13 protein-coding genes and 1 pseudogene are annotated in these 15,394 nt (G+C 41.7%); 11 read left to right on the top strand and 3 right to left on the bottom strand.

Translation table 11 applies throughout. The annotated features are described in order from the left end of the window. Positions 1 to 26 precede the first annotated feature (26 nt). The 3 genes from ndhI to nuoK all read left to right on the top strand — a co-directional run bounded on the left by ndhI (position 27) and on the right by nuoK (position 1,727). On the top strand, positions 27 to 602 hold the full coding sequence (gene ndhI / locus QUA36_RS24685; protein WP_333160607.1) for an NAD(P)H-quinone oxidoreductase subunit I: 576 nt from the start codon (positions 27 to 29) through the stop codon (positions 600 to 602). A 116-nt stretch (positions 603 to 718) separates the two neighbouring features. After that, positions 719 to 1,342: an NADH-quinone oxidoreductase subunit J gene (locus QUA36_RS24690; protein WP_333070831.1), complete on the top strand. Its 624-nt coding sequence runs from the start codon at positions 719 to 721 to the stop codon at positions 1,340 to 1,342. 79 nt (positions 1,343 to 1,421) lie between these two features. Beyond that, on the top strand, positions 1,422 to 1,727 hold the full coding sequence (nuoK, locus tag QUA36_RS24695; RefSeq protein ID WP_199292736.1) for an NADH-quinone oxidoreductase subunit NuoK: 306 nt from the start codon (positions 1,422 to 1,424) through the stop codon (positions 1,725 to 1,727). 105 nt (positions 1,728 to 1,832) lie between these two features. Here the strand turns inward: nuoK and folB are convergent, their stop codons facing one another. Both folB and QUA36_RS24705 read right to left on the bottom strand, forming a co-directional pair. Further along, positions 1,833 to 2,189: a dihydroneopterin aldolase gene (folB, locus tag QUA36_RS24700; RefSeq protein ID WP_333070833.1), complete on the bottom strand. Its 357-nt coding sequence runs from the start codon at positions 2,187 to 2,189 to the stop codon at positions 1,833 to 1,835. 152 nt (positions 2,190 to 2,341) lie between these two features. Continuing rightward, positions 2,342 to 3,709, bottom strand: a complete 1,368-nt coding sequence (locus QUA36_RS24705; protein ID WP_333459406.1) for a serine/threonine-protein kinase — start codon at positions 3,707 to 3,709, stop codon at positions 2,342 to 2,344. Positions 3,710 to 3,977: 268 nt separating this feature from the next. Here QUA36_RS24705 and tcmP point away from each other — a divergent pair, with 268 nt between their 5' ends. Together tcmP and QUA36_RS24715 are read left to right on the top strand one after the other, a co-directional pair. Further along, the gene (gene tcmP / locus QUA36_RS24710; RefSeq protein WP_333459407.1) at positions 3,978 to 5,327 is read left to right on the top strand and encodes a three-Cys-motif partner protein TcmP; all 1,350 of its coding nucleotides are present in this window, start codon (positions 3,978 to 3,980) and stop codon (positions 5,325 to 5,327) included. A 46-nt stretch (positions 5,328 to 5,373) separates the two neighbouring features. Then, complete coding sequence (locus tag QUA36_RS24715) at positions 5,374 to 6,399, top strand: radical SAM protein (protein WP_333459408.1); 1,026 nt, start codon at positions 5,374 to 5,376, stop codon at positions 6,397 to 6,399. Here QUA36_RS24715 and QUA36_RS24720 read toward each other — a convergent pair. Continuing rightward, on the bottom strand, positions 6,384 to 7,667 hold the full coding sequence (locus QUA36_RS24720) for a glutamate-5-semialdehyde dehydrogenase (RefSeq protein WP_333459409.1): 1,284 nt from the start codon (positions 7,665 to 7,667) through the stop codon (positions 6,384 to 6,386). The genes QUA36_RS24715 and QUA36_RS24720 overlap by 16 nt on opposite strands. A gap of 226 nt (positions 7,668 to 7,893) precedes the next feature. Between QUA36_RS24720 and QUA36_RS24725 the strand changes: the two genes are divergently transcribed. The 6 genes and pseudogenes from QUA36_RS24725 to QUA36_RS24750 all read left to right on the top strand — a co-directional run. After that, positions 7,894 to 9,618, top strand: a complete 1,725-nt coding sequence (locus QUA36_RS24725; protein WP_333459410.1) for a zinc metalloprotease HtpX — start codon at positions 7,894 to 7,896, stop codon at positions 9,616 to 9,618. Between the two features lie 265 nt (positions 9,619 to 9,883). Further along, positions 9,884 to 10,861, top strand: coding sequence for an SMP-30/gluconolactonase/LRE family protein (locus QUA36_RS24730; RefSeq protein ID WP_333459411.1), 978 nt, complete (start codon positions 9,884 to 9,886; stop codon positions 10,859 to 10,861). A 159-nt stretch (positions 10,862 to 11,020) separates the two neighbouring features. Further along, the gene (locus tag QUA36_RS24735) at positions 11,021 to 12,748 is read left to right on the top strand and encodes a hypothetical protein (RefSeq protein ID WP_333459412.1); all 1,728 of its coding nucleotides are present in this window, start codon (positions 11,021 to 11,023) and stop codon (positions 12,746 to 12,748) included. Between the two features lie 337 nt (positions 12,749 to 13,085). Next, positions 13,086 to 14,281, top strand: a pseudogene (locus QUA36_RS24740) (ISAs1 family transposase). Positions 14,282 to 14,866: 585 nt separating this feature from the next. Next, a complete protein-coding gene (locus QUA36_RS24745; protein WP_333459413.1) occupies positions 14,867 to 15,067 on the top strand; it encodes a hypothetical protein in 201 nt (66 codons plus the stop codon). Positions 15,068 to 15,156: 89 nt separating this feature from the next. Continuing rightward, positions 15,157 to 15,394 (top strand): transposase (locus tag QUA36_RS24750; protein WP_333459414.1); only part of this gene is annotated, 238 nt, incomplete at its 3' end.

Raw genomic sequence — 15,394 nt, forward strand, 5'->3', positions numbered from 1 at the left:
AAACTCAAGTACAGAGAGAGAACACCATGCTAAAATTCCTCAATCAAGTAGGCGAATACGCCAAAGAAAGTTTTCAAGCTGCTAAGTATATCGGTCAAGGTCTAGCTGTTACTTTTGACCACATGAGACGCCGACCGATTACGGTGCAGTATCCTTACGAAAAATTGATTCCGTCCGAACGTTTTCGGGGCCGAATTCACTTTGAATTTGACAAGTGCATCTCCTGCGAAGTCTGCGTTCGGGTGTGTCCGATCAATTTGCCTGTGGTGGATTGGGAATTTAACAAAGAAACTAAGAAGAAACAACTCAAGCACTACAGTATCGATTTCGGAGTGTGTATCTTCTGCGGCAACTGCGTAGAATATTGTCCGACTAATTGTTTGTCCATGACAGAAGAATACGAGTTAGCCACCTACGAACGTCATGAATTGAATTTTGACAACGTGGCCCTCGGACGTTTGCCCTACAAGGTTACAGACGATCCGATGGTGACACCGATGCGGGAATTCGCTTATTTGCCGAAAGGTGCGATCGACCCCCATGAAGTTTCCTACACCGATCGCCGCGCCGGTCTGCGTCCCGAGGAAATTATCGAAAAGTAAGTAATTAGTCATTAGTCAGCAGTCATCAGTTATTAGTGAAATAACCAATTATTAATGACTGCTAACTAATGAGTAAAAACGAACAATAGAAAACTAATAATTGAGGATAAAAAATTGTGAATCTAGCTGAAGGGGTTCAAATTGTTTCGTTTGGAATATTGTCCGTAATGATGATTGCAGGAGCACTAGGAGTAGTGTTGTTCTCCAACATCGTTTACTCAGCATTTTTGCTGTGCGGCGTATTTACCAGCATTGCCGGCTTGTACCTGTTGCTGAATGCCGACTTTGTAGCAGCAGCGCAGGTATTGATTTATGTTGGCGCTGTTAACGTGTTGATTTTGTTTGCGATTATGTTGGTGAACAAGCGCGAAGATTTCCGCACTATTCCCAACGCTTGGGTGCGTCAAGTAGCAACAGCGGTAGTTTGCGTAGGCTTGTTTGCACTGTTGGGTACGATGGTGGTGTCTACTCCTTGGGCTATTGTGGCAACGACAGGAGCACCAGCGGAAAGTTCGATCGTCACAATCGCCAAACATTTCTTCACCGACTTTTTGCTGCCTTTCGAGTTAGCATCAGTGTTTTTGTTGATGGCAATGGTAGGGGCAATTGTGTTGGCGCGCCGCGATTTCTTCCCGGATGAACTGTCAAAGAAGCTATCCGAAACACCTGCTTTGAGTTTGCCGGAAAGACCTCGCGAATTAGTTTCTGCCGGAGATGTGTCTTCGCCAGAATCTAAGTAATATTATGGTGCGCTTAGCGCACCATAGTGTTAGTTTTGTAGTAACTTTAGATTGAGACAAAATCGCAAAATTTATGCAACTGCAACTCCAGTATTTCCTGTTATTAGCCGCCGCTCTTTTCTGTATTGGTATTTACGGTTTGATTACCAGCCGAAATGCAGTGCGCGTGTTGATGTCGATCGAGTTGATGCTGAATGCTGTCAATCTCAATTTGATGGGTTTCTCCAATTATCTCGACCCCGTACAAGTTAAGGGACAAGTATTTACCGTGTTTGTAGTTACGGTAGCGGCGGCTGAGGCTGCGGTGGGTTTGGCAATTGTTTTGGCGATTTATCGCAACCGCAATACCGTAGACATGGAAGAATTTAACTTGCTGAAGTGGTAATTAATCAATAGTCATCAGTCATTAGTCATCAGTCATTAGCGACAAACTAATGCAGATTAAAGACTGATGACTAAGGACTAAGAACTAAGGACTAAGAACTAATGACTAATGACTTCTAGTAATTTCTAGAGTAATTCTACCCCCGAAATCAGGGATGGGGGCAGCAGGTTTCGAGAGTTGTAGTTTAACTTTCTCGACTAAGGGTAGTTGTAAAAGCGCTTGAGCAATAGTATCTGCTAGGCGTTCGATTAATAAAAATTTCGACTCTTGGACTAGCTTTTGAATCAGAGTAATTGCGCTGCGGTAATCAAGAGTATGTTGAATATCATCACTTTTTCCAGCTTGCGATAAATCCAGCCAGAGAGTAACATCCACTTCAAACCACTGGCCCAAAACTTGCTCTTCCGGCAGATAGCCCGTATATCCGTAGCAGCGAATTCCTGTAAGTTGAATAGAATCCATTTTGCAATAAACTAAAAGTGCGTTGCCTAACCAATTTGTATTAAACCAGATAAAGTTCTTTTTCTCTTCCCTCTCTTTTTTTGCCCTTTTCCGCTTCCCTCTGCGCTCTTTGCGCCCTCTGCGGTTCAATCACTCTTATTCTATCTTAAATTTCACAACTCTCCTCCTTTCTCCAACTTGTCCAGTAAATCCTCAGCAACTTCATACCATTTCCGCCTAATTGCAGCATCTTCTGGCTTTTCTGTCAAGCTGCGCCCTTGTAATTCTGGATATTTATTGTAATATAATTCATCCACTTTTTGATAGAATATATCTTGATTAATGTTGAGATTTTTGCGCCGTTTACCAATCTTTTCTTGACGAATTATTTCGGCTTCCTCTAAGGATGTATCGGGAGGTTGCTGGCGCGAAGAAAATTTAGGTAAATCAGGCAAATTTGGCAACGTGAAACCAGATTTGACTACACTAAAAGCTAAAATTCCCGGCACCAAAATCACACTTAAACTGCCTAGGGTTTTCCAAGGAATTAACTTGAATGTGCTGTGGTTATTAACCAGTTGAGGATTTTGGTGAACAGGAGTATGATTACGGGTAGCAGTTTGGGTGGTGTTTTTGAACGGGCGGCCGACAAAGTTCATTGTCACCATTTGGGAAATTATACTGCCAATTTGAGAGAGTTTTGGATCTTTGAGTGCTTCGCGGACTGCTTTTGCAGATTGGTAGCGATCGCCCGGTTGTTCTGATAACATCCGATCCAATACAGTACCGAGATTTTGACTGACTGTGACGTGCGATCGCCAATCCCAATTTTTATTATTGATATCGTACAATTTTTGAGGCTTTTTGCCGCTTAGCAGTACCAAAGCCGTGACGGCTAAAGCGTATAAATCGCTAGCAGCAGAAACTTTTCCCAGCCGCATTTGTTCCGTGGGCGAATAACCCTGTTTGCCGATCGCCGTATCCGATTGTCCGTTAAACTGAAGTACGGCATTGGCTGCGATTTGCTTGACGGAACCGAAATCAATTAAAAAGGGTAGTTTGTCAGCATCATGCTGAATAATATTATCCGGGGAAATATCGCGGTGAATTAAATTTTTCGAGTGGATGTATTCTAAAACTGGTAAAAGCTGAAATAGCAGTTGAGTAACTTCGGCTTCGGTAAAATTTTCACCTTGTTGCTGACGCGATATCAATATTTCTTCGTAGGTTTGACCGTTGATATAATCTTGTACTAAAAATAAAGATTGATTGCCGCCCAAATCCGTTCGCAAGAGTTCTCGAAAGCGGGGAATTTGCGGGTGTTGGAGGTGGTAAAGCATACTTGCTTCGCGATCGAACAATTCGGCCGCTTTCGGGCTGTGAACCACCGGAGAAAACTCTTTGAGCACGCAATTTTCGTTGTAGCGGTTGATATCTTCGGCGAGGTAAGTGCGGCCGAAACCGCCTCGGCCCAATTCGCGGAGGATGCGGTAGCGTTTTTCGAGAGTCGAACCTGGGGTGAGGAGAGATGAGTTAGACATAAACCACGGCAAATTGTTCGATTTGGGGAGTCGCCGAGCACAGTATAGCTTATTGTAGCTAAGTTTGTTTGAATGCGAGGGCGATCGCCGGATTTAGCCAAAGCTTCCTGCACAACTTCAGCTAATTAGGTCAATCTTATCTGATTGACACACTAGACTTTGTACCTTGATTCAGGAACGAATTGACCAGAAATTTAAGAAAGCTAACACTTTTTATTGAGGTAGTTGCACCTGGTCAACCTATCTGGTAATATTTGATAAATAAGTTATGCCACTAATTTTATTTCAGCAGATAATCAACATGAGTGATTCACAGCCAAAATGGAGTGCAGACGGAAGTAATATTCCAACAATAGATCCTCATACTAAATCCAAACATCAAATTATAGAAAAATATATTGAAAACCTAATATATACACTTTATGAAAAAACTCGTTTTGGAGAAACTACATTTACTTTTATAGATGGCTTTTGTGGGGGCGGTATGTATAAAGATGGTAGTGATGAATGGGAAGGTTCTCCTATTAAAATTATAAAAGCTGTAAGAAAAGCACATCAAAAATCCAAACGAATTTATTCACAACCATTAAATGTAAAATTTATTTTTATAGATAGTAAAAAATCGCACCTGAGTTGTCTCAAAAATTATTCAATGATTAAAGCGAATTTAGGAGAATTAGTTGACGAACAACCGCATACATTTAATGAGAGTTATGGAGATAGGATAGAGCAATGTGAATTTCTACAGGGAGAATTTGAAAATTTAGTAAAATCCTGTATTTTTACAGTTGAAACTCGTAGAGGTCATTCTTTCTTTTTGCTAGATCCCTTTGGTTGGACAGATGTTTCAATGGGAACTATTAGAGACTTAAATAATCTCAGGGGTTCGGAAATTTTATATACTTACATGATTTCTTATATCAAAAGGTTTCTTCTTGAAAGATACACAACACTGAAATCTGCTTTTGAACAAGTTCTTGAAGCAGATGGATATTATGAAAAAGCCAACTTAGAAGACACAAGCATGGGAGAACAGTGTTATTTGAGAGACCAAACTGTCAAACTCTTTATTGAAAGAGGTAAATCAGAATATGTTTTTACTTTTGCACTGATTCCTAAAGGAGAAAGTAATGTACTATACTATCTACTGCATCTTTCTAAGAACTTAACAGCATTGGAAGTTATCAAAGATTGCTTTGATTTAGAGAACAATCTAGATTATCAATACCATTATGAAATATATGGATATGGACTTAAAACTGCTGATTATTATAATCAGAATCAAATTTCCCTCCAATTGAATATCACCAAAGATAGCTATGAAGTTTGTATGGATAAGTTAGATCGAGATGTGGGAGGTTTAATCAGAAAAAATCCCGAAGGTATTTCTTTTGGAGAAATAAAGAAAAAAACAATGGTACTTAATCCAGCTAACCGAAGGCTCTATAATGAATATATCAACAGATATATTGAGGATAAAGAAATAGAAGTTTGGAGAAAGGATAAGTTATTAAGCAGTAAGCGAGTTAAATTGCAAAAAAATGATATAATAAAACTACCCCAAAAATATCAAATTTCATTATTTTATAAGAGTAAGTTTTTTACATCTGATTCCTAAATAACTAAGCTCCCGAAACTCTCACAACCATAAACAGAGGCATATAATGTCTATCGTCAAAGGCACAGAAAAAATTGTCAATCCACTGCAAGAGAGTGCGCTTAATAAGAAGGGACTATGCGACTATGTAATTAACGTAGCCTCTGGTTGTCTGCACGGGTGTACCTTTTGTTATGTACCCTCAACGCCAGCCATTAGGACAAAGCAAGCACAACTACGGGAAAGGGGAGTAAGCAATCCTCAAATGGACTGGGGACAGTATCTTTTTGTTCGTGAAGATATACCCGAGTTACTAGAAAAAAACTTAAGTCGCAAAAAGTCTTGGCGCGAGACGCCAGAAGGAAAAGGAGTTGTTTTACTGTGTTCGGGTACTGACCCATATCAAAACCAGCAAACGGCAAATATAACTCGCAAGACCGTCGAGGTTCTCTTAAAATATAACAAAAGAGTCAGAATTCTAACTCGTGGTTTATTGTGGGTAAACGATCTCGAAATTCTCAAAAATCCTAATGTGACAGTTGGCATGAGTTTGCCATACCTAGATGATGACGAGCTGATTCGCAAGATAGAGCCTCAATCACCTCCACCTTCTAAACGCTATGAAGCTTTGCTAAAAGGTCATGAAGCTGGATGTAGATTGTATGTTGCAATGGCTCCCACTCCTCCTACCCTAACATTGGATGACTTTAAAAGATATCTAGAGAAAATCATGACTGTGAATCCAGAGGTTATTTTTTGGGAACCCATTAATGCTCGCGGGAGTAATGGTAAGCGAATGACAGCAGCAGGTTTAGATTTTGCTCATTCAATTATGACTAGAAAATCATGGGCAGAATGCTTTAACAAACAATGGGAATATATTGAAGAAGCCGCAAAAGATGCCCGGTGTGAAGAGCGACTACACATTTGGCCCGATCCCGAACTAAGAGGATATGTAGATGAAGCTAAACTAGAGCATTGGTTGTATAAACCGACAGTAGAAAAGTGGGATAGTCTCACAGCTTTACGGACTAAGGGAAAATCTAGTAGCACCAAGGACAAGAATTACTCAAATGCTTACAAATCTCGATGAGTAAATTCCTTAGCATCTTTCCCTACATAACTCGCGGCAATATGGCCATCTCCAACAACTCGATACTTATAGGTAATCAACCCCTCTAAACCAACAGGCCCGCGAGGTGGCATTTGCTGCGTGCTAATCCCCACTTCTGCACCGAAACCGTAGCGGAAACCGTCGGCAAATCGAGTCGAACAATTGTGATAGACTCCGGCCGCATCGACTCCATTTAAAAATGTTTCGGCGGCTTCGCTGTCTTCGGTAACAATGACATCTGTATGTCTGGAACCATATGTATTGATATGGTTGATTGCCTCTTCCACAGAATCTACTATTTTGATTGATAAAATTAAATCGCTGTATTCTGTAGACCAATCCGCTTCATTTGCTTCGGCAATATTTTCTAGGATGGCGCGAGTTTTTTCGTCTCCCCGCAATTCGACTTTTTTCTGCTGCAAAGCTGCGGCGACAGCGGGCAGGAATTTGGGGGCGATCGCACTGTGAACTAACAAAGTTTCAATGGCATTGCAGGCGGCTGGATACTGGGTTTTTGCATCTACAGAAATCTCTACGGCTTTCTGAATATCCGCCGCTTTGTCTGCATACAAATGACAAATTCCGTCGGCGTGTCCTAACACGGGAATTCGGGTATTTTCCTGCACGAACCGCACGAAGGAATTAGAACCTCTGGGAATAATTAAATCTACATATTCATCCATTTTCAGCAGTTCGATAGTTTCTTCCCGCGTAGTGAGCAACTGCACGACTTCGGGATTGACGGCAGTTTCTGCTAATGCTTGATGTATCACTTTCGTCAAGATTTCGCAGGAACGGACTGCCTCTTTGCCTCCTTTGAGAATGACGCCATTTCCTGATTTGATTGCCAAGGATACTATCTGAATTAAAGCTTCGGGGCGCGCTTCAAAAATAATGCCTAAAACGCCCAAAGGACAGGTGATGCGCTTCAGAATTAATCCTGTATCCAATTCACGGTGAATTTGCACGACACCGATCGGCTCAGGGAGTTTCGCAACGTCGCGCACGCCTGCGATCGCACTTTTCAACTTGCTCTCATCCAACTTGAGGCGATCGTACAGCGGTTTCGCAATTCCATCCGCCTGGGCAGCCTTGCAGTCAGCCGCATTCGCTGCCACAATATCCGGCGCAGCAGTTTCTAAAGCTTTCGCAATAGCCTCAATAGCGTGATTTTTGGCATCAGCGGACAAAACTGCCAATTTTCTAGCAGATACGCGCGTTTTTTGGGCAATTTCAATAATAGACATGGCAGTAACTTTTAAATAGTTTTGATTGTTGGGTTTTGAATTTTGAGTTGTGAATTGAATCCGCACAAATAAATTTCGCGCCGGTTTTCAGTCTTAACAATTCTAGAGGAAATTCTATATTTTTGTTGAGACCCCTTACAGCAATCCGCATTAACAGGTTAAAACAGTGAAGTATAGATAAAATCCCACGGTCATTTCCATTTGTCAATAACCTTTGGAGATTATTATGTCATCTCATGCCCCTTTACGCAAGGCAGGGCGAGCCGCCAAAGCCGGCGTTAAACTGATACAGAAAACTGGCGGAAATCTCGTTTTAGCTTCCGGCGTCACCATCAGCCTGCTGTTTGGTATGGTGCTAGCGCTATCTTTAGCATCAGTTTTAATTCTCAACAGTCCCGATCCAGTTGCCGGATTGGCGATCGCACTTCCCATAACTCTGATTTTTAACATCGCTGCTTTTTTCCTATCGCCTTACTTGATGGACTTAAGCCAAAATTGGCTCTACAATACTCGCTGGGTTTCCCTAGCAGAAATTGAAAGCCTAAGTCCCGAAACAGCTAAAGTTATTCAGAAGGTTTGCAAGCAGAAAAAACTCTCTTCTCCGCGTTTAGGAATTATCGACGACCAAAACCCTACTGCTTTTACTTACGGTTCATTTCCAAACAGCGCTCGCTTAGTGGTCAGTCAAGGTCTTTTTACCTATTTAGACGACGAGGAAATTGCCACTGTTTACGCCCACGAACTCGGTCACATCGTCCACTGGGACTTTGCAGTAATGACTTTAGCTTCGACTTTGGTGCAGATTACTTATTTAATTTACACTACAGCTCACAGGATGGGTCGAAGTGGTGGCGACAAAGCTAAAGATGCGGCGGGTACTGTAGCTGCTGTTGCTTATTTGTTTTACATCGCTGGCACTTATTTATTGCTGTATTTGTCGCGGACACGAGAATATTTTGCCGACCATTTTGCCGCCGAAACTACTGGCAACCCCAATGCTTTGTCTCGCGCTTTGGTAAAAATTGCTTACGGTATTTTGGAAGAAGGACAAAGGGCAAAAGAACCCAGCATTTTGTTAGAAGGAACTCGCGCTTTAGGCATTTACGATGCCAAAGCTGCCACATCTACTGGGACTGCTTACAGGATTTCTTCGCAACCAGAAAAGATTGGGCGAGTGTTTTTGTGGGATATGTTTAATCCGTGGGGTTGGTGGATGGAGTTGAACTCGACTCACCCGCTGACTGGTAAACGAGTTCGCGCTTTGAGCACTTATGCCGAACAATTAGGCTTGGATATTGAGTTTGACATGGGTCGGATTGTCGGCGAAGGCAACGATTTGAGCAAGCGGAAATTGTACGGAAACTTTGTGTTCGATTTGCTGCTGTACAGTGCAGAAACTCTGGGCTTAGCGGTGGGTTTTGCGATCGGCATTTCCCTGTATGCTGTAAACCCGATGATGATGGTTGCTTGTCCTTTCATCGGTTTGGGTGTGGGAATTGTGCTCAAGACTTTGGTGATGTTCCCGAATTACCAACAAGCAGAACATTTGGATGTTTTAACCTTAATGTCTGACCCCTATGCAAGTCCTTTGCGGGGTCAACCGGCGCAACTGCATGGCGAATTAATTGGTCGCGGCGATGCGGGTTATGCGTTTGGTTCTGATTTGAAATTGCAAGACAGAACGGGAATGATTTATCTGCGCTATGCTTCTCGTTTTGGGCCAATTGGTAATTTTCTGTTTGGCATGAAACGGGTTGAAAGTTTGATTGGGATGGATGTTAGGACTTTAGGTTGGTTCCGCCGGGGCGTTGCACCTTGGATAGATTTGATTCAGCTTGAAAGCGATAGCGGTACGGTGGTTAGTAGCTATCACCGCTTCTGGTCTGTTGTGATGGGTATAGGGGCGATCGCGATCGGTATTGCACTTCTATTCGTGTCATTTCCTGCTTAACAGTTGACCAGGTGAAACCTTTTAAGTTAAATATAATTAAGCTCGCATTTTCGAGCTTATTTTTTTGGTTACATACGGTACTATATAATTTAATACCGCTCTCAATTATATTTTTCTTATCAAAATAGTGAGGGAACTAACTGCTTTCAATGTGTTAGTGAAGCGGGGCGATAGCGCTCTTGTCGCACAGAAAAAACCAGGAAGAAGTAAAGAAAGAGATAGGTAATCTTATGGTGGAAAGGAAGTAATTCAGTTACGAGCAAACATGACATTCAAAATTGCTACAATTAGTTTGTTGTTGATAGTATTAAGTTTAGCAGTCAGCAACCCCAGCAAAAAACTCAGGGGTAACTTAACAAAGTTGACCGCCCAAACGGAAAACCGGTACAAAAATACCATGCAAAGTATTCTCGATGACAGCGCAAAATTAGAAAAAGTAGCTGGAGACTTTCAATTTATAGAAGGCCCAATTTGGCATCCTGACGGCTTTTTGCTGTTCAGCGATATTCCCGCCAATATTATCTATAAATTCGCCTCAAATCAGCAAGTTAAGGTATTTCGCCGCCCTTCGGGGAAAGCCAACGGGAATACTTTAGACAAAGAAAATCGCTTACTTACTGCCGAACACGAAAATCGCCGCGTATCGCGCACAGAAAAGGACGGCAAAGTTATCACATTGGCGGATAGATACGAGGGCAAGCGGCTCAACAGTCCGAACGATTTGGTTGTTAAATCCGACGGCAGCATTTATTTTACAGATCCGTCCTACGGTGTTAGTAAGGAGCAGGAAGAATTGGGTTTTTACGGTGTTTACAGGCTAGCCCCCGACGGAAAATTAACTCTGCTGGTTAAGGATTTGGTGCTGCCGAATGGCATCGCTTTTTCGCCAGACGAGCAAAAACTTTATGTCAATAATTCGGAAGCGGGATACATTGCCGTTTTCGATGTAAAACCAGACGGAACTTTTACCAACCAGCGGCTTTTTGCGGAGTTAAAAGATGCCAGTCAAAGCGGAGTACCCGACGGTTTAAAAGTTGATGTAGAGGGGAATGTTTACAGCACCGGGCCGGGGGGAGTGTGGATTTTCTCGCCGGATGGTAAGCTTTTGGGGAAGATTTCTGTACCTGAGACGGCGACTAATTTGGCTTGGGGAGAAAGCGATCGCAAAACGCTTTATATTACGGGAAGTACAAGTCTTTATCGAATTCGGCTTAAAATTGCGGGTGTGCGTCCTGGAAAATAATCTAAAATAGGGCGCTGTTGAAAATAAAGCGGTTTGTCGTGAGCACTAAATTCTTCACGACAAACACTTTTTATTTGGGGTAATTTACCGGGCATGATATAATCCTAGTTTTGAGAATCAGTCCTTCCCAATTCTTTAATCTAAAATCTAAAATCTCCAATGGTATTAATAGCTCCGTTGCACAAATTTCTGACTGCTACAGTCGATCGCAAATCCCGATCGCACACAATATTTTGGTTGACTCTGAGCCTGACATTTGCCGCCCTCTATGCTATTTTAGGGTTGAAGCAAGCCTTTAGCGGTGAGTATATCGTGCAAGACGATGCGAGGCAGCACGTTTTCTGGATGATGCGATTTGTCGATCCTGAATTATTCCCCAACGATTTCATTGCTAATTACTTTCAATCTGTCGCCCCCGCAGGATACAGCACCCTCTACAAATTAGCCGCAACAGTTGGTATTCACCCGCTATTTCTTCACAAAATATTGCCGCTATTTCTCGGCTTAATCTCCACTTATTACTGTTTTGGCCTTTGCCTAGAAATGCTGCCAGTGCCGATGACTGGATTTATTGCCTCTTTGCTGCTAAATCAGCATATGTGGATGACAGATGATTTGGCTTCCGCAACGGCAAGAGCTTTTATATATCCGATATTCCTGGCTATTTTATATTATTTGTCGCGCAGTTCCTTGCTGCCTTGTTTAGGGGCGATCGCCCTGATCGGACTATTCTATCCTCCTTACGCCTTGGTTGCTGCTGGAATTTTAGTTTTGCGGCTGCTATGCTGGAAAAACGGCGGTTTGCGCTTGTCGGGCGATCGAACTAATTACCTATTTTGCACTACAGGTTTGGGAGTAATCTTTTTAGTAATGCTGCCCTATGCCTTAGATAACTCTGAATTTGGCCCAACTTATACCGCAGCAGAAGCGAAGCAAATGGCCGAATTTCTCCCCAGCGGCAGAAATGCTTTTTTTCGTCCCAATCCTAAAGATTATTGGTTGACAGGGCGGGGTAGCGGGATGTTTCCCAAGTCGCTGTTTACGCCTGTAACTCACTGTGTCGGGCTGTTATTTCCGCTGCTGCTGTTTTTGCGATCGGCTTTTCCCTTAGCAAATCAGATTCAACGCCAAATCTGGCTTTTGCTTCAGCTATTTTTAGCATCCTCGGCGATGTTTTTTGCTGCTCACGCTACCATTTTTAAGCTGTATCAACCAGGTCGCTATACGGCATACAGCTTGCGATTTATTGTGGTTATAATAACTGCGATCGCCCTCACTTTAATTATCGATGGAGTCGGTCATTTGGCATCAAAAACCGCAACAATATTTGATGTAAAAAATCTACTAGCACTAATTACGACAGCGACAATCGCTATCGCCGTTATCCTTTATCCCTGCTTGGTAGAAAAATTTCCCACAGTTGGGTATGTAGAGGGTAAAATGCCGGGTTTGTACAAGTTTTTTGAGCAACAACCTAAAGATATCTTGATTGCTTCGATCGCCACCAATACGGATTATTTGCCAACATTTAGCCAGCGTTCTGTTTTGGTCGCAAAGGAATATGCCGTGCCTTATCAGAAAGGTTACTACAGCAGATATCGGCAGCGACTTAACGATTTAATTCGCGCTCAATACACTCCAGATCGAGCTGTATTGCAAAGTTTCATTAATAGCTATGGAGTTGATTTTTGGATGCTCGATCGCAATGCTTTGACTCTTCAGTATATAAAGGATGATGGCTGGCTAAATCAATTTGATTCTACACCGCAGGCGAGGCTTTCTCTCGAACAAGAGAAAATTCCCGCCTTAGCTTCAGCAATCACAAGTTGTGCTGTTTTTCAGAATGAAATTGTAGTGGTGTTGGATGCGTCTTGTATTGTGAAATAGGCTGGGAATTAAGGCGAGGCGGAGCCAAAGCATCTGCGTTACCAGGAAGAGTATGGGAACTCAAAAAAAGTCAATTAGGGGATGGGGAAGATATCAAACATGAATTAGAACGGTTAGAAAATCCTAATTATTCTGTTAGTGCAAATGTTACCGCCTGCTGGGGGGGATGAAACAGGAAGCGATTCGGTTGTGTGGGGCTTGTTATTCTGAGTCGCCTTGTCATAAGATTGAGTGGCAGTTTAAGACGGTGCAGGGTAAACGCATCTTAATTTCAACCTAAAACATGATAAGATGAAGTAATTAGCTAAATCAAGTGCGTAAGTCATAAGGGCGATCGATGGCGAAATGGTTTACTTCGACTTTAACTTCCCAACAAAAAACAATAGGTGTATCGAATCCGACAGACTTATTGAACGTTAGTTTTTTAAACCATTTTGAGACATTGACCAATCCAAGCATAGAAAGAAGTAAAGAGCATTTAGTAATAGATATTATAGCCATTGCGATTCTAGCTGTCATCAGCGGTGCGGATGGGTGGGGAGCAATAGAACTCTATGGAAAAGCTAAATATGAATGGCTAAAAGGTTTTCTGGAACTGCCGAATGGAATTCCTTCTCATGATACATTTAGTCGAGTATTTGCTCGACTTGAACCGAAGCAGTTTCAAGAGTGTTTTTTTTTGGGTAAATTCAATTACCCAAAAAATGGAGCTAGAAGTCATAGCCATTGATGGCAAAACAATGAAACAATCTTATGACCGGAATCAAAGCCGAAAACCGTTACATATAGTCAGTGCATGGTCGGCGTCCCATCAATTAGTTTTAAGGCAAAAAAAGTCAATAATAAATCTAACGAAGTGACCGCAATTCCTGCTTTGTTAGACCTGCTAAAAATTGAAAAAAGCATAATCTCGATGCTCGATTGATGTGAAAAAGAAATAGCAGCGCTCATAATTAAGAAGAAAGGAGATTACCTTTTAGCTCTAAAGGGAAATCAAAAACTTTTTCATAAAGACGTAAAAAACTGGTTTGAATTAGCTAGAAAAGAAGAGTTTGCTGGCAGAGAGCATAGCTATTATCAACAAATAGAAGCAGGGCATCATCGAGTTGAAAAAAGACAAATTTGGACTGTGGCAGTCTCGGAGTTGCTACCTCTTCATAATCAATCATTATGGACTGGATTAAAAACGGTTGTGATGCTCGTAAGTGAAAGACGTTTGTGGAATAAAACTACCACAGAAGTTCGGTTTTATTTAAGTAGTTTAGCGAGTAATGCCGAGAAGATTTCTCAAGCAATTCGCAGTCATTGGGGCATTGAAAATAGCTTACATTGGACATTAGATGTTACTTTTTCGCTCAGACAAGAGTCGCATTCGTAAAGATCATTCTCCTGAAAATTTTGCTCTTCTACGTCGCGAGTTCTGTCAATTTACTGAAACAGAAAAAAGGATTTAAAGGAAGTTTAACAATGAAGCGGTATCTAGCGGGAATGGATAATAATTATTTAGTTCAAATTTTAGACTCTGCCAGCTAACGCTCGAAAACTCAAACGGATTACCGAGCTAAATTGATTCAGCTTTGAGAATTTAGAAGTTCTTAAAGCTCGATTTTAACTGGGTTAATTGCATCAGATTTAAGAGTTTTAAGAAGGGTTTTCTCCGAGAATGGCTCATGCACAAATATGATTTTATGTCAACTTAATTTAGATGCGTTTACCCTGTATTAATCGAAATAGAGCATTTAGTTTGGCAACGGTTAGATGAATTAGGTATAGTACCAGGAACCTCTTTATATGTTCAAGGTAAAAGAGTCAGAAAAAGTCAGCCTGCCACTGGATTTGATGTTGCTTGTAAGTGGAAAAGAAACTAGGGGGCAAGGAAAGTTGATGAAGCGTGGTTCATTCTTACAGATTTAGGTTCATTGCCGTCTGCTATCGATGCTTATAAGCAACAGATGGGCATTGAAGAAATGTTGAGAAATTGTCAAACAGGAGGCTAGGATCTGGAAGGAACTAGCTTAAACGGAAACCGACTGATTAACATGATTCTGCTCATGACACTCGCCTACAGTTCGGGAATATTTGAAAGCACCGCTCTTCGGAAAAAGCAAGTAGAAAAATATGTATGTCGGCGTCAAGAACCTAAAACAAGATATCGAAGATGGAGTACATTTGGCGTTGGCGCAAGATGGAGAAAAGTGGGTTAATAATCTCGAACAATATTCTTTGGATGTGGAACAGTTAACTTCATCACCTCGAAATAAACGCCGCTTTTGTCAACAAGGTATGCGGGCTGTAACCCTGATTCGGTCTATCTCCTAGACTTCTTTGTCACCCCCCAGAAAGAAATCAGAATGCTTAAGAATTGCCTACGAGATGAAAGAAGAGTTTCGAGAAAATCTGAAACCAATATGACCGTCACAGTAGCTCAGACAGAGTTCAAGGATTGGCTGAATTATGCGGAAATATTTTTCCAAGAATCAGCTTCGACAATTGTTAATCGCTTTGAAGGAATTTGTAATTACTTTATTAATCGCACAACAAGTGGAGTAATGTCAGGGATAAATAATCAAATTAAATTAATTATGCGACAAGGATATGGCTTCTCAAACTTTGATAATTTTCGAGAACGCGTATTAGCTTGCTTTT

Source organism: Microcoleus sp. Pol10D4 (assembly GCF_036701555.1).
Taxonomy (GTDB): Bacteria; Cyanobacteriota; Cyanobacteriia; order Cyanobacteriales; family Microcoleaceae; genus Microcoleus.

Excerpts from the sequence above, each read along its gene's own strand:
- tcmP (WP_333459407.1), top strand. The coding sequence starts at position 3,978 with ATGCCACTAATTTTATTTCAGCAGATAATCAACATGAGTGATTCACAG.
- QUA36_RS24745 (WP_333459413.1), top strand. The coding sequence starts at position 14,867 with ATGTATGTCGGCGTCAAGAACCTAAAACAAGATATCGAAGATGGAGTA.
- ndhI (WP_333160607.1), top strand. The coding sequence starts at position 27 with ATGCTAAAATTCCTCAATCAAGTAGGCGAATACGCCAAAGAAAGTTTT.
- QUA36_RS24715 (WP_333459408.1), top strand. The coding sequence starts at position 5,374 with ATGTCTATCGTCAAAGGCACAGAAAAAATTGTCAATCCACTGCAAGAG.
- QUA36_RS24705 (WP_333459406.1), bottom strand. The coding sequence starts at position 3,709 with ATGTCTAACTCATCTCTCCTCACCCCAGGTTCGACTCTCGAAAAACGC.
- folB (WP_333070833.1), bottom strand. The coding sequence starts at position 2,189 with ATGGATTCTATTCAACTTACAGGAATTCGCTGCTACGGATATACGGGC.
- QUA36_RS24725 (WP_333459410.1), top strand. The coding sequence starts at position 7,894 with ATGTCATCTCATGCCCCTTTACGCAAGGCAGGGCGAGCCGCCAAAGCC.
- QUA36_RS24730 (WP_333459411.1), top strand. The coding sequence starts at position 9,884 with ATGACATTCAAAATTGCTACAATTAGTTTGTTGTTGATAGTATTAAGT.
- QUA36_RS24720 (WP_333459409.1), bottom strand. The coding sequence starts at position 7,667 with ATGTCTATTATTGAAATTGCCCAAAAAACGCGCGTATCTGCTAGAAAA.
- QUA36_RS24735 (WP_333459412.1), top strand. The coding sequence starts at position 11,021 with ATGGTATTAATAGCTCCGTTGCACAAATTTCTGACTGCTACAGTCGAT.